General features: G+C 70.7%; 19 protein-coding genes and 1 pseudogene. 8 read left to right on the top strand and 12 right to left on the bottom strand.

The window, feature by feature from the left end; genetic code table 11:
• Nucleotides 1-65 precede the first annotated feature (65 nt).
• From ACFWZ2_RS41390 to ACFWZ2_RS41380, 3 genes are all read right to left on the bottom strand, one after another.
• The gene (locus tag ACFWZ2_RS41390) at nucleotides 66-518 is read right to left on the bottom strand and encodes a hypothetical protein (RefSeq protein ID WP_384554956.1); all 453 of its coding nucleotides are present in this window, start codon (nucleotides 516-518) and stop codon (nucleotides 66-68) included.
• Between the two features lie 29 nt (nucleotides 519-547).
• Entirely contained in the window at nucleotides 548-1597 is a 1050-nt protein-coding gene (locus ACFWZ2_RS41385; protein WP_384554955.1) for a zinc-binding dehydrogenase, read from the bottom strand.
• Between the two features lie 85 nt (nucleotides 1598-1682).
• A complete protein-coding gene (locus tag ACFWZ2_RS41380; RefSeq protein WP_384554954.1) occupies nucleotides 1683-4850 on the bottom strand; it encodes a cytochrome P450 in 3168 nt (1055 codons plus the stop codon).
• A 216-nt stretch (nucleotides 4851-5066) separates the two neighbouring features.
• On the opposite strand from ACFWZ2_RS41380, the gene ACFWZ2_RS41375 reads away from it, so the two are divergent.
• Nucleotides 5067-5690 (top strand): PAS domain-containing protein, encoded by a 624-nt coding sequence (locus ACFWZ2_RS41375; RefSeq protein ID WP_384554953.1) that lies wholly within the window; start codon nucleotides 5067-5069, stop codon nucleotides 5688-5690.
• A 40-nt stretch (nucleotides 5691-5730) separates the two neighbouring features.
• Here ACFWZ2_RS41375 and ACFWZ2_RS41370 read toward each other — a convergent pair whose 3' ends face one another.
• The 3 genes from ACFWZ2_RS41370 to ACFWZ2_RS41360 form a co-directional block, all read right to left on the bottom strand.
• Nucleotides 5731-8106: a M12 family metallo-peptidase gene (locus tag ACFWZ2_RS41370; RefSeq protein WP_384554952.1), complete on the bottom strand. Its 2376-nt coding sequence runs from the start codon at nucleotides 8104-8106 to the stop codon at nucleotides 5731-5733.
• 163 nt (nucleotides 8107-8269) lie between these two features.
• Nucleotides 8270-9067: a DUF817 domain-containing protein gene (locus ACFWZ2_RS41365; protein ID WP_384554951.1), complete on the bottom strand. Its 798-nt coding sequence runs from the start codon at nucleotides 9065-9067 to the stop codon at nucleotides 8270-8272.
• A 52-nt stretch (nucleotides 9068-9119) separates the two neighbouring features.
• On the bottom strand, nucleotides 9120-9317 hold the full coding sequence (locus tag ACFWZ2_RS41360) for a hypothetical protein (RefSeq protein ID WP_384554950.1): 198 nt from the start codon (nucleotides 9315-9317) through the stop codon (nucleotides 9120-9122).
• 187 nt (nucleotides 9318-9504) lie between these two features.
• Here ACFWZ2_RS41360 and istA point away from each other — a divergent pair, with 187 nt between their 5' ends.
• Genes istA through ACFWZ2_RS41345 form a run of 3 tightly spaced genes read left to right on the top strand, consistent with a single transcriptional unit; the run spans nucleotide 9505 to nucleotide 12376 of the window.
• Complete coding sequence (istA, locus tag ACFWZ2_RS41355; protein ID WP_384554949.1) at nucleotides 9505-11163, top strand: IS21 family transposase; 1659 nt, start codon at nucleotides 9505-9507, stop codon at nucleotides 11161-11163.
• Complete coding sequence (istB, locus tag ACFWZ2_RS41350) at nucleotides 11160-11957, top strand: IS21-like element helper ATPase IstB (protein ID WP_384554948.1); 798 nt, start codon at nucleotides 11160-11162, stop codon at nucleotides 11955-11957. Before istA ends, istB begins: the two co-directional genes overlap by 4 nt.
• Nucleotides 11958-12001: 44 nt before the next feature.
• Nucleotides 12002-12376, top strand: coding sequence for an STAS domain-containing protein (locus ACFWZ2_RS41345; protein ID WP_384554947.1), 375 nt, complete (start codon nucleotides 12002-12004; stop codon nucleotides 12374-12376).
• A 54-nt stretch (nucleotides 12377-12430) separates the two neighbouring features.
• On the opposite strand, the gene ACFWZ2_RS41340 is transcribed toward ACFWZ2_RS41345, so the two are convergent.
• Complete coding sequence (locus tag ACFWZ2_RS41340; RefSeq protein ID WP_384554946.1) at nucleotides 12431-12790, bottom strand: SDR family NAD(P)-dependent oxidoreductase; 360 nt, start codon at nucleotides 12788-12790, stop codon at nucleotides 12431-12433.
• A 295-nt stretch (nucleotides 12791-13085) separates the two neighbouring features.
• Between ACFWZ2_RS41340 and ACFWZ2_RS41335 the strand changes: the two genes are divergently transcribed.
• Both ACFWZ2_RS41335 and ACFWZ2_RS41330 read left to right on the top strand, forming a co-directional pair.
• Nucleotides 13086-14024 (top strand): EamA family transporter, encoded by a 939-nt coding sequence (locus tag ACFWZ2_RS41335; protein WP_384554945.1) that lies wholly within the window; start codon nucleotides 13086-13088, stop codon nucleotides 14022-14024.
• A 302-nt stretch (nucleotides 14025-14326) separates the two neighbouring features.
• A complete protein-coding gene (locus tag ACFWZ2_RS41330) occupies nucleotides 14327-14914 on the top strand; it encodes a histidine kinase (RefSeq protein ID WP_384554944.1) in 588 nt (195 codons plus the stop codon).
• A gap of 125 nt (nucleotides 14915-15039) precedes the next feature.
• On the opposite strand, the gene ACFWZ2_RS41325 is transcribed toward ACFWZ2_RS41330, so the two are convergent.
• The 3 genes from ACFWZ2_RS41325 to ACFWZ2_RS41315 all read right to left on the bottom strand — a co-directional run bounded on the left by ACFWZ2_RS41325 (nucleotide 15040) and on the right by ACFWZ2_RS41315 (nucleotide 17609).
• A complete protein-coding gene (locus ACFWZ2_RS41325) occupies nucleotides 15040-15660 on the bottom strand; it encodes a rhomboid-like protein (protein WP_384554943.1) in 621 nt (206 codons plus the stop codon).
• A 205-nt stretch (nucleotides 15661-15865) separates the two neighbouring features.
• Nucleotides 15866-16783 carry a TIGR03619 family F420-dependent LLM class oxidoreductase gene (locus ACFWZ2_RS41320; RefSeq protein ID WP_384554942.1) on the bottom strand — a complete coding sequence of 306 codons (918 nt, stop codon included), beginning with the start codon at nucleotides 16781-16783 and terminating at the stop codon, nucleotides 15866-15868.
• 142 nt (nucleotides 16784-16925) lie between these two features.
• Nucleotides 16926-17609, bottom strand: coding sequence for a hemerythrin domain-containing protein (locus ACFWZ2_RS41315; RefSeq protein ID WP_384554941.1), 684 nt, complete (start codon nucleotides 17607-17609; stop codon nucleotides 16926-16928).
• Nucleotides 17610-17726: 117 nt separating this feature from the next.
• Between ACFWZ2_RS41315 and ACFWZ2_RS41310 the strand changes: the two genes are divergently transcribed.
• Nucleotides 17727-21167: a BTAD domain-containing putative transcriptional regulator gene (locus ACFWZ2_RS41310; protein WP_384554940.1), complete on the top strand. Its 3441-nt coding sequence runs from the start codon at nucleotides 17727-17729 to the stop codon at nucleotides 21165-21167.
• Nucleotides 21168-21224: 57 nt separating this feature from the next.
• On the opposite strand, the gene ACFWZ2_RS41305 is transcribed toward ACFWZ2_RS41310, so the two are convergent.
• Together ACFWZ2_RS41305 and ACFWZ2_RS41300 are read right to left on the bottom strand one after the other, a co-directional pair.
• Nucleotides 21225-21608: a flavoprotein gene (locus ACFWZ2_RS41305; RefSeq protein ID WP_384554939.1), complete on the bottom strand. Its 384-nt coding sequence runs from the start codon at nucleotides 21606-21608 to the stop codon at nucleotides 21225-21227.
• A 94-nt stretch (nucleotides 21609-21702) separates the two neighbouring features.
• Nucleotides 21703-22296 (bottom strand): 3'-5' exonuclease, encoded by a 594-nt coding sequence (locus ACFWZ2_RS41300; protein WP_384554938.1) that lies wholly within the window; start codon nucleotides 22294-22296, stop codon nucleotides 21703-21705.
• A gap of 531 nt (nucleotides 22297-22827) precedes the next feature.
• Between ACFWZ2_RS41300 and ACFWZ2_RS41295 the strand changes: the two are divergent.
• Nucleotides 22828-23075, top strand: a pseudogene (locus ACFWZ2_RS41295) (hypothetical protein); the annotation flags it as partial.

Below are 23075 nucleotides of genomic sequence, written 5' to 3'. Positions count from 1 at the left end.
CTGGCCAGCACCCTCATCTGGCTCACCACATGATCGACAAGACGCTCCCTAGGGCCGTCCTCTCTCTAGGGCGTGTCCTTGGCCGCTCCCGAGGGCGCGGGCTTCGCACCGCTGGGCGTGAAGTACAGGGTCTTGGCCGTCTGGCCCTTGAAGGTGGCCTTGAGGTGAGGCGGGTTGAGATCGGGCTTGCTCGCCGGGATGAAGAGGGTGTACTTCCACCCGGAGTAGCCGCTGGTGACCGGGCCGGGTTTTCTGGGAGCCAGAGTGCCCATCGCCGTACCGTCGCTGGTCTTCACCGTGGCAGTGGTGTCCTTGGCATCGAGGGTGACGTCGTCACCGCCTTCGAGCTCGAAACGGTAGGTGCCGCTGGACCTGTCCGACGTGTATGCCGCAGTCGCGGGCTTCTCCGGGGCCGTGGCCGCGATGGCCGCGGCCCCAGGAAGGGCGAGCGCGGCGAGCACGCTGCCCGCAGTGGCGATACGGAGGCTCGTGCGGCGGAAGGTGAGGACCGTGGACATGGAAACTCCAAACCATGGGCCAGCGGACCTCAGGGGCGGATCACGATCCGGATCGGATTGCCCTCCTTGGCCTCCAGGCGCCGCACCCCCTCCGTGATCTCCTCCAGCGGCAGCACCGCGCTGACGGAGCGGCTCAGGTCCAGGCGGCCGTGCGCGACGAGGGTGACCAGGTCCTCCAGGTGGCGCTTTCGGTAGCCGAGGTGGCCGGTGACCGTATGGCGGCTCATCGCGTACTCCGTCTCCGGTCCGAGGTCCACGCTGTCCGGCGAGATGCCCACGAGTACCAAGTGGCCGCGGTGGCCGAGGGCGGCGTTGGCCTGGCGGATCGTGGCGGCGCGGGCCACCACGTCGAAGGCCGTCTCCAGGCCGCGCCCGCCGGTGAGCTGCCGGATCCGCCCGGGCACGTCCACGTCCGCGTCCGTCGGGTCGATGGCGTGGTCCGCGCCGAGCTCCAGGGCTCGCTCGCGGGCCGCGGTCAGCGGGTCGAGGGCGACGATCGGGGCCGCCCCGGCCAGGCGGGCCAGCTGCACCAGGTGGGCCCCGACGCCGCCCACGCCCCAGATCCCCACCGCCTGGGCGGGGCGCAGAGCGGCGGTGTCCACCACGGCTCCGTACGGCGTGGACACCGCGTCGGCGAGGACGGCCGCCTGCTCCAGCGGGATGCTCTCGGGCACCGGGGTCAGGGACGCGACGGGTACGACCACGTACTCGGCCCACGCACCGTCGTAGTCGAAGGCCATGATCCGCAGGTCGAGGCAGTCGTCCCAGGCGGCCCCCGACACACAGGCGGGGCACTGCCCGCAGGCGCGGCCCGCGGCGAGCACCACGCGGTCGCCGACGCCGAAGCCCGGCGCCGGGGAGCCCAGCTCGGCGATGGTTCCCGCGGCCTCGTGGCCCGGTGTGATCACGGGCAGCCGGGCGGGCACCGCCCCGTGCAGCAGCGACAGGTCGGAGTGACAGATCCCGCAGGCGGCCACCTTCACCAGGGCCTCGCCGGGGCCGGGCGAGGGCACGGGCACGTCCCGCACGGCCAATTCGCCGGTGGACGTGTTGAAGCGCGCGGCGCGCATGGTTGCCATGGATGTCTCCAGAGGTGAGCAGGAATCGGTCTCTCCCGGGCAGCTCAGGGGAGGTCCGGGAAGTGGGCGGCGGGCGGGGGGACGGTCAGGAGGCCACGTACACGTCCTCGACATAGCCGCCCTCGGCGACCATGTCCTGCCACCACTCCTCGGCCGCCGCGGCACTACCGCCGGTGCGCCGGATGTACAGCTCCTGGAAGGCGGCCCGCACACCCGGCGCCATCCGGCCGCCATCGCCGCACACGTACACCCGCGCCCCTGCTTCGAGCAGCCGCCACACCTCCGCGCCTTCGGCGGCGATGCGGTCCTGGACGAAGAGCCGGCCGCCCTGGGGCGCCTTGAAGAACGTGGGCCGCATCGACACCGCCCCGGCCCGCTCCGCCTCCTCCAGCTCGGCGCGGTGGAGGTAGTCGACCTCGGGGTGGTCGCAGCCGAAGTAGCACAGCGCGGGCGAGAGCCGTGCGCCGCCGCGCAGGAGTGCCACGCGGTCCGCGATCGCCCCGCGGAAGGGGGCGAGGCCGGTCCCGGCGCCGATCATGATGACAGGGGTGTGTGCGTCGTGGCCGATGCGGAAGGCCTCCCGGCAGGGCTGCACGCGCGCGTGCACGGTGTCACCGGGCCGTACGCGGTGCAGATACGAGGATCCGGTGCCCTCGTACACGCCGCTGCCCGAGCGCGCGGGGCCGCTGAGGAGCGACACCATCAGGTCGGCGTGGCGCGGGTCCGCGGCCGGGGAGGAGGAGATGGAGTAGGGGCGCGTGTGCAGCGGCGGCAGCAGGTCGAGCAGCAGCGGCCAGCCCAACTGGCCGTGCAGGGCCGGGTGTTCCGCGGCCAGGTCCAGCAGGCCGGGGCGGGCGGCGGTCAAGAGCCGGTCGGCGGCTGCCAGTTGGTGCAGGGCGGCCTGCTCGGGCGGGCACGGGTTGTGCTCGGCGAGAAGGGTGATCTGCTCGGCGGTGAGCGGGTCGCGCAACTCCACGTAGTGGGTGAGCAGGTCGCGGGCGGTGACCGGTCGGTCCAGGGGCAGGGTGGCGCGGCCGGGGCGGTGGGCGCGGATGTCCAGGACGGCGTCCAGGTCGAGCCCGAGGACCTTCGCCGCCCGCTCCACAAGGTCGGGGTCGTTGACAGGCAGGACGGTCAGGTGGTCGGCGGTGCGGTAGGTGACCCCTTCGGGCAGCTCCAGGCGCAGGAACTTCTTGGCGCGGCCGAGCGGATGGCTCAGGTCGGCGAGGTCACCCGTCTCCACCACCGTCATGGGGGTGACGCCGTGGCGGACGGCGAGGGCGTCGTGGGGCCCGCCGGTCACCTCGGTGACCTCATACGCGTACGCGGGCTCGGCCTCAGCGGGCACCGTGGCGGCCGAGTCCGGGTCGCCGTATGCGGTCAGCAGGACGCGGCGCAGGTCCGCGGTGAAGTGCGCGAAGGTTCCGGCGAGGTCGCCCGAGGCGTCGGCGGCGGTCCGCTCCATCAGCCGGGTCCCGCCCAACTCCGCGATCCGCTCGTCGAGGTGGGTGGGTACACGCTGATAGGTGGCCGCCCAGTTGCGGTCCCCGACGCCCAGGACGGCATAGCGCACACCTTCGGCGGCACCGGGCCCCGCGCCCGCGAGCCAGGAGGCGAAGGCCGCCGCGTCGTCCGTGGGCTGCCCGTTGTAGGAGGCGGCCACGATGACGACCGGCCGGTCCGCGGGCAGGCCGCCGACGCGCGAGTCCAGCGGTGCGGCATCGGTGCCGAAACCCAACGCGCCGAAGGTGTCGGCCAGTTCCTCGGCGTACGCACGGCAGGTGCCGAGGTTGGAGCCGTACAGGAGGGTGAGCGCCGAGTCGGTGGCGGCGCGGGCGGGCAGTACCGCCTGCTGCTCGGGCTTCTCCTGCGGGGTGCCGCTGTCGGTGGCGCGTCGATCCTCGGCGGTACGCCGTGTCAGCGTCAGCGTGAAGCCCTCCGGCTTGAGGGTCAGGGTCTCCTTGACGTCGAGCAGGTATCCGGCGTGGTCGTGGAGGCGGTAGCGGTGGATCAGCAGGGCGAGCAGCAGTGTGGCCTCGTGCAGCGCGAACTGCCGCCCGATGCAGGCACGTTCACCGGTGCCGAAGGGCTTGTACGCGTTCGCCGGGCGGGCCGCCTCGGCGGCGGGGGCGAACCGCTCCGGGTCGAACTCCTCGACGTTGTCGCCCCACACCGGGTCGCGGTGCAGCATCGGCGTGAGCACGGTGAGCCGCTGCCCCGCCCGCACCGGGTGGCGGCCGCCGATGACGGTGTCGGCGCGCGCCTCGCGCTCGAACGCCGGGGCGGTGGGCCACAACCGCAGGGTCTCGTTGAGGACCTGGCGTACGTAGCGCAGCTTGCCGACGTCCTCGTACGACGGCTCGGGGTCCGGGGCATCGCCCCACAACGCGTCCACCTCGGCCTGTGCCAGATGGAGGGCCGCCGGGTTGCGCAGCAGGTGGTGCAGGGCGAAGGAGAGGGTGCCTGAGGTGGTCTCGTGGCCGGCGATCAGGAAGGTGATGATCTGGTTGCGGACGTTGGCCTCGTCCAGGAGCGCGCCGCTGCTGGGGTGGGGCGCGCTGAGCATCAGGCCGAGCAGGTCGTCCGTGGAGGTGTCCCCGGCGGCCTTGCGGTGGCCGATCACCTCGTCGACGACCTGGGCGAGGAAGTCGGCGTCCTTCCGGAACGCCCGGTCCGCCGCCGCGTGGTCGCCTCCGGGAGCCCGGCCGAGGACCGCCTGGCAGTGGGCGAGGGCACGCACCAGGGCCTGCACGAAGGGGTGCGGGTCGGTGCGCCGGAAGGACCCGAAGTCGTAGCCGAAACCGGCGAGACCGATGGTGTCCAGGGTCATGCGGGTCATGTCCGCCGAGACGTCGACGTAGGTGCCGTCCTCGGCGCGTGCGTCCCACGCGGCGATCAGGCGCCGGGACACACGCAGCATCGTCGGGTGGTAGGCGCGCATCGAACCCAGGGCGAAGGCGGGCAACAGGATGTCGTGCGCCCTGGCCCAGTTGGGCTCGTCGTTGTAGGCGGTGAACAGGCCGTCGGCGGTGACCTCGCGCACGTTCTCCAGGACGGGGCCGATGGCCTTGGTGAAGCGTGTCTCGTCGGAGAGCTCGTCGACGAGGTCGAACGAGGAGACGAGCACCGTTTCGTGGTCGTGGAACCGCCGCCTCATGAGCGGGCCGTGCTCTCGGGCGAGGGCCATGGCCTGCTGGATGGGCGTACGGCTCAGCCCGGTGTCCGAGACGTCGACAACGGGCACCTCGCTCATTCCACTCAGGATGTTCACGGGCGCTGTCCTCCTGTGGGGTGGGGTCCGGCTGCCCCTCCACGATTCCGCCGCCCGCTGGCCAATGGGCCGCCAGGACTACAGAATCTTGTAGTGGCTTCGCCGTGGCGCGGCGTGCGCACGGAGCGCGTCTGCGCTAGGAGCCACGCGCCGGGACATGCACAGCACCCGGCTATGCACAGCGGAGGAGAACACCCCATGCAGGACCCGGAGTCGGACCCGGCGGTCTGGCGCACCCGCTTCCTCAACCTGCTCGACCGCACCCAGGTTCCGACGGCGATCAGCACCACAGACGGCGAGATCACCAGCGCGAACCCGGCCCTCGCCGCGCTGTGGGACCTGACCCCGAGCCGCCTCACAGGACGCAACCTGCTCGACCTGTTCACGCCCACCGACGACGCCCAATTCACCAAGCTGGACACGGCGTTGCGTACGGGCCGCCGCTCCCGCTACCCGGTGCGCGTGCGTTGGGAGGCGAGCGGCACATCGTACGAAGGCGAACTGACCGTGGAACCGGTGAGCGACCCGGCGGGCACCACCCCGCCGCTCCTGGCGATCCTGAGCGCGGACGAGCGACGGACGGCACCGAAGGCTGGGGAGCTCCAACTGCTCAGCGCCCAGGAGGCCCGCATCATCGCCCTGGTCGCCGCGGGCCACACCACCGCGGTGGTCGCCCGCGCGGTGGACTTGAGTGCCGACGGCGTCAACTACCACCTCGTACGCCTCTGCCGCCGCTTCGAAGTCCCCAACCGCACCGCCTTGGTGGCCCGCGCCTACGTCCTCGGCCTGCTCTCGCCGACCGCCTGGCCCCCTGCGCCATGAAAGCCACCAGGGCGCAGGGGACCGGCTGCCGGCTGGAGGGTTACTTGGTGTAGGTGGCGGTGATCTTCTTGGTCTTCGAGTCCCAGGTCAGGGTGCCGCCTTGGAACTTCTGCAGGACGCCCTTCTTGCCGCCGGGGCGCGGCTGTTCACCACTGGTGGGGAAGCCGAGCCTGCCCGCTTCGTACTTCAGGTTCTTCCACTGGGTGAGGAAGGCACCCCACACCGGGTGTGCCCCGTGCTTCTTCGTCCAGTACACGACCCCGCCCTCGAAGACCTGCTGAACACCCTTCCCGTTGGGGGTCTTCTTCTCCGGACCGGTGGGGCACTTCAGCCGCCCCTTGGCGGCGTCCTGGGCCTTCCACACCTTGGCGATGGCCCCGGTCACCGGATGCGGGCATGCCGCGGCGGCGGGCTTGACCGGCTCGAAGGCGGCGATCAGGGTGTGGGCCTTGTCCATCGTCACCGTCAGCGGGTTGTCCGTGCCTGCCTGTTGGCCGTCCATGGTCCAGCCGTTGAAGCGGTAACCCTGCGCCGCCTCGGCGGTGGCCACGACCGGGCGGCCCTTGATGTACGGTCCGGGCTCGGACAGCCGGATGGTTCCGGCCTGGTCGCCCGGCGTGACCGAGGTGGTCAACTCCGTCTTGCTCTCGGCGAATTCGGCCACCAGGCGGTGGTTCTGGGAGACCGCCACAGCGATCTCCTCATTGGTGCCGATCTGCTGCCCGTCCAGCGTCCAGCGCACGAAGTCGTACCCTTCGGCGGCCTTGGCGCGCGCGATGACCTGGTCGCCCGCCTTGTACGTGCCTCCGGCCGGGGACAGCTCGACGCTGCCGCCGCCCTCGGGCGAGGCGGATGCCGTGACCTGGTGGGTGGCCACGGGGGCGGGCGCCTTCTTGAAGGTGGCCTCCAGAGTGTGACCCTTGTCCATGGTCAGGGCCATCGAGGGCTCTGTGTTGCCGTGCTTGTGGCCGTCCAGCTTCCAGCCGTCAAAGGCGTAGCCCTCCTTGGGCGTCGCGGTGACGGTGATCTGAGTGTTCTTGCCGTCGCGGTAGGGGCCCCAGATGCTGGGCCGTACGGTGCCGCCCTCCTCCGGGCCCGCCGTGAGTGTCAGTGCCTTGCGGTCGTACGCCTTCTTGGGGGCGCGGTAGGCGGCGACGGCCGGGATGTTGGCGCGCAGCACCTCGGCGGCGTCGGTCTCCTTGTCGCCCAGGGGCTGGCCCTGCCAGGTGTTGAGGGTGTTGGAGTACTGGCCGATGCGAGTGCAGGACGAGGGGCAGGTGTACGCCGACCTCATGATCGTGACGTACTTGCCGTCCGGCGTGATCCACCCGCTGCCCTGCGAGTGGGTCGTCCACTTCGCTTCCGGCTGCGTGTGTGTGAGCGCCAGGTTGTGGCCCAGCTCGTGGGCGAAGGTGTAGTACGAGGCCATCACGCCGACGTCCACGATGGAGTAGGCCTTGTCCGTCGTGTCCGCCGTCGGCTCCTTGGGCAGATCGGCCCGGCCCAGGGCGTCGCTGCCGGACGGCAGGTCCATGATCACGCTGAACAGGTCGGCGGCGTGCTCGTCGCGCAGTTCGTGCGCCTTCTTGCCCAGGTCCTCGTCATCGGCCTTCCTGAGCTTCTTGTTGAGCATGTCGTCCGTGCTCGTGACCTCCTTGTAGCCGGTGATCTCGTAGGTGTGGACGACGTCGACGCTCGCCGGGACCCCGCTGTCGGACAGAGCCCGGTTCATCCCGGTCTCGGCCTCGGCGATCCGCGCCTTCATGGCGTCCTCGCCGCCCGCCTTGGTCTTGGCGTTGGTGGTGTAGCCGACCACGACGTCGATCACCGGGGTGTCGGCCGTGGCTCGTGCCGCCGTCGCTTCGGCCCGTGCGGCGGGCCGCGCTCTCTCTGCCGGAAGGGTGTCGTCCGGCTCCTTGGGCATGGCCCAGGTGTCGATCTCCTCGACCAGGGCGTGGCCGGGCCTGCCCGGGGCGGGCGCGTACGTGTACTGCATCCGGCCCAGGTCCGCCGTGCCGATCAGGGTGACCGGGCCTCCGGTGCAGGCGCCGGTGACGGTGATGTGCACGGTGTGGCCTGGCACGCCGACGACACGGCCGGACCAGTTGACGGTGTCCTCGCCGACCTGCTGCCGGTACTCCTGCACGGCCTGGATCGGCGGATCGTCCGGGAAGAGGGCGAGCGGATACTCGGGCGGCGGCCCGGAGGGGGCCGGGTCGCACAGCGGGCCGAAGTTGTCGCGGGACAGCGGCACGACGGCCTGGCGCAACACCCAAGGGCGGGACGGGTCGGGCCCGGCGGCTGACGCCCGTACGACGGAAGCGGCCGGGGGTGAGGCGGCGGACGGTGCAGTGAGCGGCACGGCGACCAGCACAGCGGTCACCAGGGCACAACTCACCAGGGACAGACGGCGCATGAGAAGAGGCCCTCCATCGGGAGTGGACCGGCGGGAGCCGCCCGTTCTGCTGAGCGGGCGGCTCCCCGGAGTACCAGAACGCCCCCAGTGGTCGTCGGCCGGGACGAGGCCACGCGTACCCCTGCGGCATGTTCACCCCGACAGCCGCAGGCGGCCCTGACGGCTACGGGGTCGGGCGGGACGATGTGGTGCCGCCCCGCCGCACGACCGCGGCCACCAGCACGAAGGTGACGCTGATCAGCAGCGCCCAGGCGCCGGACTTGGCGAAGGAGACCGGCTGCCAGCCGTGCAGCTGGTACGGGTAGCGCCAGGCGCCGACGTAGGTGGCGAGGTTCTCCGCCAGCCACAGGAAGAAGCCGATCAGGGCGAAGGAGAGCGCCAGCGGCATGCGGTAGCGGGCGCCGCCCACGGTGAACCGCACCCACGTTCCGGCGGTGACCAGGAGCAGCAGGGCGGCGAGGGGCCAGCGCAGGTCGGGCAGCCAGTGGTGGCTGAAGAAGTTCAGGTAGATCGCGGCAGCGACCACGGCGGTGGCCCGGGGCCGGTAGCCGACCAGCTCCAGATCGAGCAGCCGCCAGGAGCGGCAGACGTAACTGCCCACCGCCGCATACAGGAACCCGCCGTACAGCGGCACGCCCGCCACCTTCAACAGCGCCGGTTCCGGATAGCTCCACGAACCGAGCGCGACCTTCACGAGCTCGAAGGCGAGCCCGATGACGTGGCACACGGCGATGACCGCCAGCTCCCGCCCGCTCTCCCACCCGGCCCACCAGAACAGCAGCGTCAGGAGCACGCCGTACACGACTAGCAGGTCGTAGCGGGCCACCGGCAGGCTTGGCGCCACCGCCGACAGCGCCACCCCGGTCAGCAGGGCGACGGCGAACGCGCAGGCGAGGGCTTGGAGGCGGGCGAAGTGCAGGAGCTGGCACAGCGCGGCGGCGGGGGCGTGGAGCACAGGCATGCGGAGGAAGACGTTCCTGGGACAGCAGTGGTTTCGTGCGGCCGGGGCGGGCTCAGGGCTGGCGGGTCGGCAGCGCGACCACCTCGGAGAGGTTGACGTGGCGGGGTCGGCTTGCCGCGTAGGCGATGAGGTCGGCCACGTCCTCGGCGGCCAGGGGCTCCTCGATTCCGGTGAGGGCCTCGCGTATGGCGGGGTCGGTGAGTTGCTCCTGCGTGTCGGTGCGTACGACACCGGGGCCGACGTTGGTCACACGTACGCCTTCGGGCGCGGCCTCGGCCCGCAGCGCGCGGGCGGTGGCTCTATAGGTGAGTCGGGGAGGCGTTTGTTGCCGGGTTCGGGAGGCGGCTGTGTGTCGTGAGGGTGATGTCGCCGAGTTTTGACGGCAGTTGGGGCCTTGCAGTGGGACGATCGGTGTGCTTCTCCCGCTGGGGGCCCGAATGCGGATATCGGCGATCAAGGTCGAGCTGTACGCGGCGATCCGCCGTGACCATCGTGCTGGCCTTTCGGGGCGCGCGTTGGAGCGCAAGTACGGGGTGACTTGGCGGACGGTGCGCCGGGCGTTGGATTCGAAGTGGCCCGAGCCGCGCAAGAAGCAGGCACCGCGGCCGACTCGGCTGGACCCGTACAAGCCTGTGATCGACGGGATGCTGATGGCGGATCTGGATGCCCCGCCGAAGCAGAAGCACACCGCGAAGCGGATCTTCGACCGGCTGCTGGACGAGCACGCGGCTGAGGGCATTTCCTATCAGATGGTCCGCGGTTACGTGGCAGCGCGGCGCAAGGAGATCCGCTGGGAAGCAGGCCGCGGGCCCGATGAGGTGTTCATTCCGCAGTCCCACCTGCCCGGGGACGAGGCCGAGGTCGACTTCGGAGACGTGCACATCGTGCTGGCCGGGGTGCCGACCCGCTGTTACTTGTTCTCCCTGCGGCTGTCCTACTCCGGCAAGGCGGTGCACCGGGTGTCGGCATCCTGCGGCCAGGAGGCGTTCTTCGAGGGGCACGTGCACGCGCTGAACATGCTGGGCGGGGTGCCGCGCGGCAAGGTGCGTTACGACAATCTCAAGGCCGCGGTCGCCCAGGTTCTGGGCTTCTCGCGGCAGCGCACCGAGCCGGAGCGGTGGATCGCGTTCCGCTCGCATTTCGGGATCGAGAGCTTCTACTGCCGGCCGGGCATCGAGGGCGCCCACGAGAAGGGCGGGGTGGAAGGGCAGATCGGCTACTTCCGCCGCAACCATTTCGTCCCGGTCCCCGAGGTCGCCACGCTGGCCGAGCTGAACGAGCTGGTCGACCGGTGGGACCCGGAGGACGAACAGCGGCGCATCCGTTCCCGCCCGAAGACGATCGGTGAGTACTTCGCGCTCGAGCAGCCGCGGCTCAAGCCGCTGCCCGTCGAGCCGTTCGAGACGGGCCGCTGGTTCACCCCGCGCGTCGACCGCTACGGGCAGATCATGGTCCGCGCCAACCGCTACTCGGTGCCGGTGCGGCTGATCGGGAAGACCCTGCGGGTGCTGCTGCACGCCTCCGAGCTGGTGGTGTTCGACGGCGGCCGGGAAGTGGCCCGGCACGAGCGGCTGAGCACCCAGGGCGGCTGCCGCCTGGTCCTCGATCACTATCTGGAGGCGCTGGTCCGCAAGCCGGGTGCTTTCCCCGGCTCCACTGCTCTGGAGCAGGCCCGCTCGGCGGGCCGGTTCATCCCGGTGCATGACGACTGGTGGGACGCCGCCCGCGCTGCCCACGGCGACAAGGAAGGCACCAAGGCCCTGATCGAGGTGCTGTTGCTGGCCCGGCATATGAGTCATGAGCATCTGGTGGCCGGGCTCGCGGTCGCGCTGCGGGCCGGGGCGCTGACCGCGGACGCGGTCGCCCTGGAGGCCCGGAAGATTGCCGACGGGGACGCCCCGGTCCCGGCGGCGCCCCGTGTCCCGCCACAGCCGGAGCCGGTTGAGGGCGGCCGGGCCAGCGTCACGTTCCTTGCCGACTGGCGGCTGTCCCATCTGCCGCCCGACACCCGGCCGCTGCCCTCGGTGGCCGCCTACGACCAGCTGCTGCGACGCCGCCGCGGCGGAAGTGCTCCAAGCCAGGGAGAAGCGACATGAATGCCCAACGCAACCGCGGGCTGACCGAGGAAGCCGCCACCACCGCCATCGACCAGGCATGCCGGATGCTGCGACTGCCCACCATCCGCGGCCAGTTCGCCCATCTCGCCGAGACCGCCTCCCGTGAGCAGATGTCGTATCGGGGCTTTCTGGCGGAACTCCTGCTGGCCGAGTGCGACGACCGGGCCCGCCGACGCTCGGAGCGGCGCATCAAGGCCGCCGGATTCCCGCGCGAGAAGTCCCTGCGGGCCTTCGACTACGACGCCAACTCCAACATCGATGCGGCAACCATCAACACCCTCGCCACCTGCGAATGGGTCCGCAACGGCCACCCGCTCTGCCTGATCGGCGACTCCGGCACCGGCGAGTCCCATCTGCTGATCGCGCTGGGCACCGAGGCCGCGATGAAGGGCTACCGGGTCAAGTACGTCCTGGCGACCAAACTCGTCAACGAACTGGTCGAAGCCGCCGACGAGAAACAGCTGGCCAAGACCATCGCCCGCTACGGACGGGGCGACCTCCTGGCGATCGATGAACTCGGCTACATGGAACTCGACCGCCGTGGCGCCGAGCTCCTCTTCCAGGTTCTGACCGAGCGGGAGGAACGGAACTCCGTTGCCATCGCCTCGAACGAGTCGTTCGGCGGTTGGACCAAGACGTTCACCGACCCCCGCCTCTGCGCGGCCATCGTGGACCGGCTCACCTTCGGCGGCAACATCATCGAGACTGGCACCGAGTCCTACCGCCTCGCCCACACCAAAGCCCAGGCCGACCGCGCCGCGACGCAGGCATGACCGAGGGCGGGACTGACGAAGGCCAGCAGGGCAAGGGCCTGCGGATGACCCTGATACGCGCCCCTCTCGCCCCCGACTTCTTCATGACGCTGGCGCTGACCGGCGAGCTCGACACAGGCAGCATCCCCGCCCTCTGCGAACTGACGTCCCAGGTCCTGGCCGAGGGCAGCCGACACCTTGTCATGGATCTGTCCGCGGTGACGCGCTGCGACAACGCCAGCTTCTTCACCCTCCTCGGTATCCGCCAGGCCATCCACCACATGGGCGGCAGTCTCATCCTGACCGACCCCAGCCCATCCGTCCAAGACGCCCTGGCCCACAGTGCCCTGCGGGACCTGCTGCATCTCCACGACGTCCTCGCCAAAGAAGCACCATGTGATCCCGCACGGCCCGACGCCCTGCCGGACAACCCGGAGTGACGTCAAAACTCGCCGACATTGATCAAGGCATTGGCCCCCGGACGCCTTCCCAAGTCAGCGACAAACGCCTCCCGAGGAACTCAACACAGCCAGGGCGGAGTATGACAGCGCGGCCTCGACCAGCGAGGGCAGGAAGGCGTGCACGGTGCGCAGCGCACCGTGCAGGTTGGTCTCGATCTCGCGCCACCAGTCGTCGTCGGGGTCGGCGCCCAGGACGGGCCGGGTGACGGCGATGCCCGCGTCGGCGACCACCAGGTCGATGCCGTCGTAGGCGTCAAGCACCTGGGCGGCGCCGTTCTCGACTGCATGGGAATCGGTGACGACGGCGGTCCGGCCGGACAGGGGGCGAGTGCCGTCCCGGGAACGGCTTGCTGCGGAAGGCGCGGCTTCGGACAGAGCGGGTGTGGCAGTCATGGGGGGCTCTTTGGTCATGATGCGGAGACCCTCCTGTGCCGCACGCTAGCGACCGGAACGTGCCGTCGGAATAGGGAGTGATCCCTAAAAGTCGTCGTCGGAATTCGGGCCGACAGGCGCCGCGGTCTAAGGATGTTCGAGGCCGAAAATCGGGATATCCACCGATGTGGTGCTGTAGTCGGCGAGCAAGGCTTGCCCCTGTGCCAAGGCGTCGGGCCCTCGTCCGCGTCAAGGCGTCGGCTGCACGGTTCGTGAGGCCGGACATCCCTCGCTCGCCAGGAACAGGTGGCCCTTCATGAAGGCCCGTGACATCACGCTCGCCGTGCTGGTCGCCACCCTGTGGGGGTTGAACTTCGTCGTCATCCACGTCGCCCTCGACAGCTTCCCGCCGCTGCTGCTCACGGCGCTGCGCTACCTCGTGGCCGCCTTCCCCGCGGTGCTGCTCATCGGGCGGCCGCAGGCGGCGTGGCGATGGGTGCTGGTGGTCGGCGTGCTCAACGGCGCCCTGCAGTTCGGACTGCTGTTCACGGCGATCAGGCTCGGCATGCCCGCAGGCCTGGCCTCGCTGCTGCTGCCCAGCCTGGCGATGCTGTTCACCGCGCTGTTCGCCGCCGGGCTGCTCGGTGAGCGGCTCGGCGCACGGCAGCGGACCGGCATGGCCCTCGCGCTGACCGGAATCGCCCTGGTCGCCACGGGCTACGGGCAGGCGAGCCCGCTGCTCGCCCTCGCCCTGACCGTGGCGTCGGCCGCGTGCTGGGCCCTGGGTAACATCGCCACCCGCAAGGCCGCCCCGCCGGACGCCTTCCGGTTCATCGCGTGGACCAGTGTGGTGCCGCCCCTCCCGCTGTTCGCCCTGTCGGCGGCTGTCGAGGGCACCGCCTCCTGGCAGGAGGCCTTCAGCCGCCTCAGTCCCACGGCCGTCGGCACCGTGGTGTACCTCGGCTGGGTCGCCACGATCCTCGGCTTCGGCATCTGGGCCGGGCTGCTGCGCCGCAACGACGCCGGCGCGGTCGTGCCGTACGCCCTGCTGGTCCCCGTCGTCGGCATGTCGGCGGCAGCCCTGCTGCTCGGCGAGCGGCTGAGCGTCCTACGCGTCGTCGCGGCGGCCGTCGTCATCGCCGGAGTGGCCGTTCTCTCGCGGCCCGGGCGGCGGCGCCCGCCCACACCGAACGCCGCCGAGCACCGTGACGAGCAGCGCGAGCCCCGGCGCTCGGCGAGCGACCGCGCTTCGTGAGGGGTGTTCGTGGAGTCATGGAGGCGCGGCAGGGCACTGCCATGGACGCCAGGGTTCCGGTGTTCCGTGGCGGCACCTTCACCGGAGTGGCCGTCGCGGTGGTCCTCTTCGCGGTCTGGAAGGCCAGGGCCCGAATCAAGGATCACCGCATCCAGCGCTTGCCCGGCCGTGGGGCAAGCGACGCAGGGGCCGCGGCCAGACCGGCGCCACCGCCGGCGCCAAGGTTGCGGCCCTTGCCACCTGATCGTTGACTGGGTCTCACGCGACCGCACCTCCCCTCCTCCTCGCAGAGAGACCGGCTCATGTCCGATTCCGATGACGACAAGGTCCTCTTCTTCACCTTCAAAGACCCGGAGCATGCCCTCGAGGCATTTCACGACGTGACGCAGCTGCCCAGTGTGAGCCGGGCAGCGATCCTGGCACGTTCCCAGGACGGCGGACTGGCGGTGCCCGAGACGTATCCAGCCGACAACGGCGGGGCGGCAGCCATCGGCGGCGCCGTGGGCGCTTTGGTCGGCCTGCTCGGCGGCCCTCTTGGTGTGCTCTTCGGCTGGGGTGCGGGTGCTCTGCTCGGCGTGAGCACCGATGCCGACGAAGCGGAGGACTCGATCGATGCCCTCACCGTGCTCAGCCAGGGTGTCAACGAGGGGGAAAGCGTCGTGATCGCGGGCCTCACCGAATCGGACCCGAGAGCGGCCGATGAGATCGCCGGTCGGCTCGGCGGCACCGTGGTACGCGTTCCGGCACAGGAGGTGGAAGCCGAGGTGCGCTCTGCCCAGGAGGCCGCCGAGAACGCCGTACGGGCGGCTCGCCAACAGCACCGGGAACAGCGCCGAGCCGAGTTCAAGGACAAGGTCGACCACTTGTTCCGCCACGAGGGAAGGGGCTGACTCAGGGCTCCCGCGCCTCACCGCGGGCCGACGGATGCCGGGGGAGCCTGCTTCCTCGGTCCGACTGGCCCGTGCGCGTTGTGTGCGGTTTGTGAGGCTGTGTTGCGGGGGCGGCGGTGCGGAGGTCAGGCTGTGATCAGGTCCGGTGTTGCCCGGCGTTGCCGATGGGTCCACACCACTGTCAGACCGGCTGTGAACGCGAGTACATGGCCGATGGCCGAGCAGTCGCCGTCAGTGATCCCGTCCAGCAGACCGGGGGCGGCCACGCCCAGCAGCACCAGCCACACGAGCCGTATCCATACCTGCCGGGCACGGCACATCGCCACTGCCATCGCCGCGACCACCAAGTAGGACGGGCCGGTGTCGAGCAGGTACGCGTCCGAGGGGGGAAGCGAGCCGTGGTGGATACGCCACCACACCATCGTCTCGGTCGCCGCGGTCACCCCCACGTGGACGAGCGCCAGCAAGGCAACCGTGCGGCCTGCGCCCAGCAGGGACACCACCGTGTACGTCGACAGGGCGAGCAGCGGCCAGATCCACACGGAGTCCTGCGGGACGAACGCCGATACCACCAGCGCCTCGACCGGATGTCCTTGTGGCCACAGATGCAGGTTCGCCAGGTTCGTCGACGACCACTGCAGCAGCCGGTCGAGCCGGTCCGGCGGCAACAGTTCCTCGACCGGACAGGCAACGGCCAGCGCCGCGACGTACCACGACGCCGGATTCCGTACAAGGTTGTGCATCATTCTCCATGTGTCAGGCGGCCATACACCTGGTCGGCACGGTGAGCAGACCGGCCTGCCGCGGCGAGGCGGTGGGCCGGAATTCGGTCGTCCATATCAACTTGCTCGTCGTCAACACGCCCGTCGTCAACACGCTCGTCGGTCTATCCCCGGCGCATGCCGACCAACGCCGACAAGCAGGCCAAGGACGTCGCCGCGGGACGAGCCGTCAGCCGGTCCGCAGGTTGGTGATGAACTCCTGCGCGAGGTCCAGGAATTCGTCCGGCGACGAGGTGGTGAGCTGCGGGTCGACGAAGACCTCGTCCGCCCCTGCCTCGACGGCGGACCGCAGATAGTCGCAGATCTGGCCGACCGTCCCGCGCGCGAACGTCTCTGCCGGGTCGGCCGGGGACGAGGTGATCGTCGGGTTCGCCCGGACGACCAGGCGCAGCTGCGACGGCTCCCGGCCCGCCTGCTCGGCCGCCCGCAGGGCCTGGCTCCACAGACCGGTCAGGTAGGGCAGCGGCATCGCGGCCGCCAGCCAGCCGTTGCCACGGCGCCCGACCCGCTCAAGGCCCGCCGGGCTGAACCCGCCCAACAGGATCGGTGGGTGCGGGCGCTGCACGGGCTTGGGAAAGATCCTGGAAGCCGGGACGCTCCACAGCTCGCCCTGGTGCTCCACCGTCTGCGATGTCCAGACCGCCTCAAGGAGGTCGAGTGTCTCCTCCAGGCGGTTGCCGCGGCCCGCCCACTCCACGCCGACCGCGGTGTACTCGTCGCGCATCCAGCCCAGACCGATGCCGACGTCCAGGCGTCCGTGGCTCACCAGGTCGAGCGTGGTCAGGGTGCGGGCGAGCAGGACGGGTGGCTGCCAGAGGGCGTTGAGGGTGCTGCTGCCCAGCCGCACCCGTTCGGTGACGGTGGCGGCCAGGGTCAGCGCGAGCAGCGGGTCCAGGTGGGTGGCGTACTGCTGCGGCATGGTGCCGTCGCCTCCCGGATACGGGTCGCTGGGTGTGATCGGTCCGAGGATCCGGTCACCGACCCAGAGGCTGTCGTAGCCCATGTCCTCGAGTGCCCGGCTGAGGCCGAGGACGAGATCCGGATCGGCGAAGGCGCCGAACTGGGGAACAGAGAATCCAATACGCATCAGAAAACTTCCTCAGGTCTTCTAAGTCTTCAAGTCGTCAGGTCTTGAGGTCTTCCTCGGAGTGCTGAGTGCTGAGTGCTGAGTGCCGAGTGCTCAGTGCCGTGTGCTGCGAGGTGCACGGCACGTCGTGCGGCACCGCCGTTCAGCCGTTGCCGCGGGCGCCGCGGATCCGGCGCATCTCACGGCGGTACTGGCGCCGCCCGACCAGGTGCCACAGCAGCCGGGCCGGTCCCGGCAGGCGGCCCAGGAACTCCGCGCGCTCGTCTTCGGAGGCGTCCTCCAGGATCGCGCCCAGGGCGATCATCCTCCGATTCCGCGGTGTCTCCGCCAGGCCGCGTTCGCCCAGCGCCCGCCACTGCGCCTCGGTCACGTGCTGTGTCACCAGCGGCATCACGTCGCGCTCCTCCTCGTCCAGGTGGGCGCAGAGCGTGTGATGGTGCTGGAGCAGCGCGTCGACCAACGCGTCGCGCTGCGCGACGGGTGCGCTGGGAACCCAGCTCTCCATCAGCAGCTCGACCTGGTCCAGGCTCGCGCTGAGCTCTTCGTGCTGGGCCTCCATGCGCAGCACCTGTTCGGCATCCAGGTCGACCCGGGCCAGCAACTGCGGCCACAGCAGCTCGTCCTCACCGGTGTGGTGCAGATGCAGGCCGGTGGCGTAGGTGTGCCAGGCCTCCTCCAGTACGGTGGCACGCCCGCTGTCGCCCGGTTGTACCTCTTGTACGAGTTCGGCCATCACCCGCGATTCGCGACGGAAGATCCGATGGATCATCACCATCTCGCGGGTGTACGGGTGGAGGGCGGGTGCGGTCGTCGGGTTCGTCGTCATGCCAGCGAGTCTCGTGAACGCCTCTGGCAGCAGAGCTGCAGCCGACTTGCAACCGGCTTGCACTGCCCCTGACCTCCCGTCCGTGTCTCACGGTGCCTCATTTAGGATGGCGCCGCGATGGTGAAGATATGCGTGCTCGGTCCGCTCACGGTCGAGGTCGACGGTGAACGGGCGGAGCTGGGCGGGCCCCTGCCGCGCGGGGTGTTCGCCCTGCTCCTGGCCGCGCGGGGCGACGTCGTCCCCGCGGATCGGCTGATCGAGCACCTCTGGCGGGGCTGCCCGCCGCCCAGCGCCCCGGCCTCCTTGCAGGCGTACATCGCGAGGCTGCGCCGAGCACTGGAGCCCACCCGCCCGCCGCGCACCGAGGCACGGCTGCTCGTCAGCGCACCCCCCGGCTACGCACTGCGCATCTCAGACCCCGAGCACACCGTCGACGCCTGGCAGTTCGAGCGCCAGGCGCAGACCGCGCGAGCGCTCCTACCGACCCGTCCGCAGGAGACGGTCCGCCTGCTGGAGGCGGCGCTCCGGCTCTGGGCGGGTCCCGCCTACGCCGAGTTCGCCGACGAGACCTGGGCCGCCGACGAGAGCGCGCGCCTGGGCGAGCTGCGCCACGCGGCGCGGGAGACCCTGGCAGCCGCGCGGCTCCGCTGCGCCGAACCGGGCGCGGCCGTCGCCGAAGCCGAAACGCTCACCCGGGAGCAGCCGCTGCGCGAGGAGGGATGGCGGCTCCTTGCCCTCGCCCTGTGGGGCAGTGGACGCCAAGGTGACGCGTTGGCCGCGCTGCGTCGGGCCAGGGCCCGGCTCGGTGAGGAACTGGGCATCGACCCGGGCCCTCGGCTCGTGGAGCTGGAAGAAGCCGTACTGCACCAGCGGCACGAGGTCCTGCACCTTGCCACGCGGCCTCCGTCGCCCGAGCCCTCGCTCCCGTCCACGGGACTGCCGTCCACGGCTCTCCCATCCACGGCGCTGCCGTCCACCGTGCCGCCGCCACCTTCATCGCCACCGTCGCTGTCGCCGCTGTCACCCGCCCCTGCGCCACTGACCGCCGGTCCGCTCCTCGGCCGGGACGCCGAACTGACCGAGGTGAGCGACGCGGCGGCCCGTGCGCGCGGCGGCGAGGCGCAACTCGTCCTGCTCTCCGGCGAGGCCGGGATCGGCAAGTCCAGCATCCTGGAGCAGGTGGAGCGCCAACTCCCGCAGCAGGGTTGGCTGGTGGCCACCGGCCACTGCCCCGAGACCGAAGGCGCCCCGCCCGGCTGGGCGTGGCTCGACCTCGTCCACACCCTGGCCGCGGCAGCGCCGCCGGGACCGTACGCCACCGACCTCGCCCCCCTCCTCGAGCCGGGCGCCGGCTCGGCAACCGCTCCCGACGGCAGCCCCGCCCAACGCTTTCGCCTGCACCGCGCCCTGCTGGCGTGGCTGGAGACCGTCGCCGCACACCGGCCGCTCGCCCTCCTCCTGGACGACCTCCACCGAGCGGACCAGGAGACCGTCGAACTCTTCGTCCTGTGCGCCGAGCGGCTCCGCCGCGCCCCCGTACTCCTGGTCGCCGCCTACCGCCCTGACGAGGGCGACCTGACAGGACCGCTCTCCCGCCTGGCCCGCCGCTCCCCGTCCCGCCTGGCCTTGCGCGGCCTGCTGCCGCCGCAGGCACAGCAACTCCTCGAATCTGCCTGCCCGGTACCTGTCAGTGACCGGGCCGCGGCCGCGCTGGTCGAGCGCACCGGCGGCAACCCCTTCTACCTGCGTGAAAGTTCCCGTCTCCTTGCCGCGGAGGGCGAGCAGGCGGCGCTCGCCGAGGTCCCGCAGGGTGTGCTCGACGTGGTACGCCGCCGCATCGCCCGTCTCGAACCCGCTGATACGACGGTGCTGCGGCTGATGGCGGTATCCGGACGGCAGACCCGGGTGGACGTGCTGGTCGCGGCGGCCGACACCGACGAGGGCGGGGTGCTTGATGCCCTGGACGCGGGAGTCGCCGCCGGACTGCTCAGCGAACCGAGCCCCGGCCTGGTCCGGTTCTGCCACGCGCTGGTCCGGGATGCCCTGGAGGCCGACCTGACCCGGCTGCGTCGCGCCCGCATGCACTCCCGGCTCGGCCGGAGCCTGGTGGCGCTCGGCTCCGACGACGTCGCGGCCACGGCCCACCATTTCCTACGGGCCTGCGCGGTCGCACCGGCCGACGCCGTGCCGGCTGTGTCCTACGCCCGGCGGGCCGCCGACCAGGCCGTCAATCGCTACGCCCCGCGCACGGGCGAACTCCTGCTCGAGGAGGCCCTGGACTGCCTGGAGCGCCACCGGACGGCCTTCACCGAAACCGACACGATCGACCTGGAGGTGGCGCTGCTCGCCCGCCTGGTGCACTGCCGGATCCGGCTCGGCGCGATCACCGGCGCCCAGCAGGCCCGCACCCGGGCCGTGGAACTGGCCCGGGAGCATGGCCGGGACGACCTGATGATCGCGGCGTACAGCGCGTGGACCGAGCCGACCTCCTGGCTCACCCGGAACTACGGCACCACCGACACCGTGGCCGTCGCTGACCTGGTCCGCCTCCTCGAGCGGACCACGCTGGAGCCCCGCACCCGCTGCCTGCTCCTGGACCAGCTCGCCGCGACCCGGAACGACGCGGACCACGACAGTCGGCAAACGGCCCGTCAGGCACTCGCCCTCGCCCGCGACCTGTCCGAACCGCGGCTGCTCGCGCAGACCCTCGCCACGCTGGTCCGGCTGACCGACTTCGAGCTCGACGCCGATGTGCGCCTGGAGTTGACGGGGGAGCTGGCCGTGCTCGCCCGGGCGTACGACCTGCCCGAGCACCTCTGGATCGCCGAGTACGGTGCCGCGAGCATCGCCACGGTACGCAACGGCGTCGCCGCCGTGCACCGCCACCTCGACCGCGCCGACGAGATCGCCCGCACCTATGGTCTTGGCGGGGCCGGTGCGGTCGGCATGCTGCGGCACGTCATGCTGGCCATGGCGCAGGGCCGGTACGCGGCGGCCGAGCAGGCCATGGCCGAGGCGGTCGCGGCGCTGCGGGACCAAGGCGCGCTCGCGCCGGAGGCGTTGGGCGACTTCACCGTCCTCTGCATCAGACTGCAGCAGGGCCGGGTGGCCGAGGCCCTGCCTCTGGCGCTTGCCCTGTCCGAGCAGTACCGGCCCTTGCACAGCGCCATCACGGCCCTGGCTCTCCTGGCCGCAGGCGAACCGGACCGGGCTCGCCAGGTGTTCGCCCGGCGCGCCCCGATCCGCCGCGACTACTGCTTCTCCCTCTTCGCGACCCTGGACGCGATGGCCGCAGTCGCCCTCGGCGACCGCGAGGCGGCCGCCGGGATCTACCAGGAGCTCCTCCCGCTCCGCGACGTGGTGGCCGGGGCCGTCAGCCTCTCCATCGCGCTGCGCCCGGTGGCCCTGTCCCTCGGTGAACTCGCCCTGCTCCTGGACCGCCCGCAGGAGGCCGAGGGCCACTTCACCCGCGCCGAGCAGGTCGCACACCACTGGAACGCCCCGCACTGGTCCGACGCCGCACGCACCGCCCTGGCCTCCCTTTCAGCGGTCGGGTAGCCGGGGCACTACAACGTGCGCCCCTTTGAAGTACGGGGAACCGAGCCCTGGGTGCGGTCATGGCCTGGGCTGCTGCAGCCGATCCGCTCCTGACATGAGTCCGTGGCTGCGCGCATGGACCAGGCCCTGCCACCGCTCCGCGATGTCCGCGGTGCCCACGGGGAGATCGAACTGGTCGAGGATCCGCATGACGATGCGATCCACGAGGTCGCTTTGGATCTCGCTGAGCGGTGTCTCCCTGGGCACGAGGACCAACGGGCGGCGTTCCTTGAGCGTGACATCGGCTGCGCGGGCCGGAAAGGAGCCGGAGGAGATCGTGGCACCCAGCTCGCCGAACTTGTGTGTCACATCGGCGAGTTCGGTGCAGTGTCTGCTGGTGTAGGGCGTCTCCACCTCGATGGTGAAGCGGGCCCAGGTGCTCAGCACGAGAGGGGTCTCCACCTGCGGCACCTCCCGCAGGATTTCCAGTAGGCGAGCGGGGCCCCGGTGGCACCGGCGACGACGACGAAGAGTCTGCAGTACCGCTTCTGGTGGGCTACCGGCATCCGTCGGGCAAGGCGGCCCCGTGGGCGGACAGGTGTGCGAGGGCGGTGGCGAAGGAGTAGCAGTCGAAGAGTGCTGAATGCTCCTGCCCGGCAACCGGTTTGGGGAGGTCGAGCATGTCCCACAGCCGGCCGACGTTGGCTGTTGCTGTCGTCGGTGCCACGGTGTTCACCCAGGGGCGGATGTTGATGAACGCGGCGTCGAGCATGCTGTGTTTGAGCTCTTCTCCGCGTGCGCGCGCCCAGCCGAGGTTCTCTCCGAGGACGACCATGTCGTTGCCGTAGGAGAGCACAGTCTGTCCCTGACAGAACCCCAGGAACTCACTCAGCGCTTGTGCGGGCGGGATCCCGTTCTGGTCCACGGACTCCTGTGTGATGCCTGTGAGTTCGGTGAAGTACGGAGACAGCTGCGGGTTGGCCACGGGCCTCACCAGCGTTTCGTACTCCTCGATGACCGTGCAGTCCTCACTCAGGCGCAGGGCGCCGATCTGCACGATCTCCCGCAGCTGACCAGGTGCTCCCCAGTCCTGCTCCAGTGCACTGGGCCACGACGTGAACTCAAGGTCGAAGACAATGAAGGAAGCCATGAGGGCACTCTCTCAGTCGGCCCGTGGGATTGCCGGTTCACCGTAGTTGCGTCGAAATCTGTTTGCTCACCGTGCATCTGCCATGGGCATGTACAGCGGAGGATATCTCTTCCGCTGCTACCGGAGCGGTCCGAACGGATCTGTCTCACCACGGGAGTTCTCGTTGACGACAACCGGTGCCTTCCCCGCGGAGTGAGCAGACCGCATCGCCACAGAGGGCTGGGCCATCGCTCGGCAGCGCCTGGATGCGGATGAGATCCACAGTGCGCGGACCTTGATCGCTGCACACTTCCAGGCAGGCCATGGAGTGTCACTCCACGGGGCGAAGGTGCAGGTGTCTCACCTGCCGAGTGATCAGCGGAGCGAGTTCATCGATGTGCTCGGTTCGATGGCTGCGGAGGAGACCGATGCGTCGCGTCGCGAGTTCTTGGAGGGCTTCCCTGAGGGGGCGGACTCGTTGAGGGTGGCTGGTGACCTGGGTTGTGAAAGGCCCCTCGGTCTGGGCCTGCGGGCCTCATTGGTCATGGGTGGATGACCGCATGGATGCGCTGTTACTGGGATGAGGAAGATGTCAGGTTCTACTTCGAGCTCGACGCGGCAGGGTGGGTCACGCGCCAAGTCGAGCTCCAGGGGCCGCGGCTGGTCCCGGTCGCAGCCGCCGGATTCGCTCGCCATACGCATCGACGACGACGGCGGGGCGACACCGGCGACCGCCCTGCTGTCCGGCCTAGGGAGCGTCTTGTCGATCATGTGGTGAGCCAGATGAGGGTGCTGGCCAG

It is taken from the genome of Streptomyces sp. NPDC059002 (genome assembly GCF_042740435.1).
Taxonomy (GTDB): Bacteria; Actinomycetota; Actinomycetes; order Streptomycetales; family Streptomycetaceae; genus Streptomyces.
The sequence above is the reverse complement of the archived record's forward strand: the minus strand, read 5'-3'. Positions and strand labels throughout refer to the sequence as shown.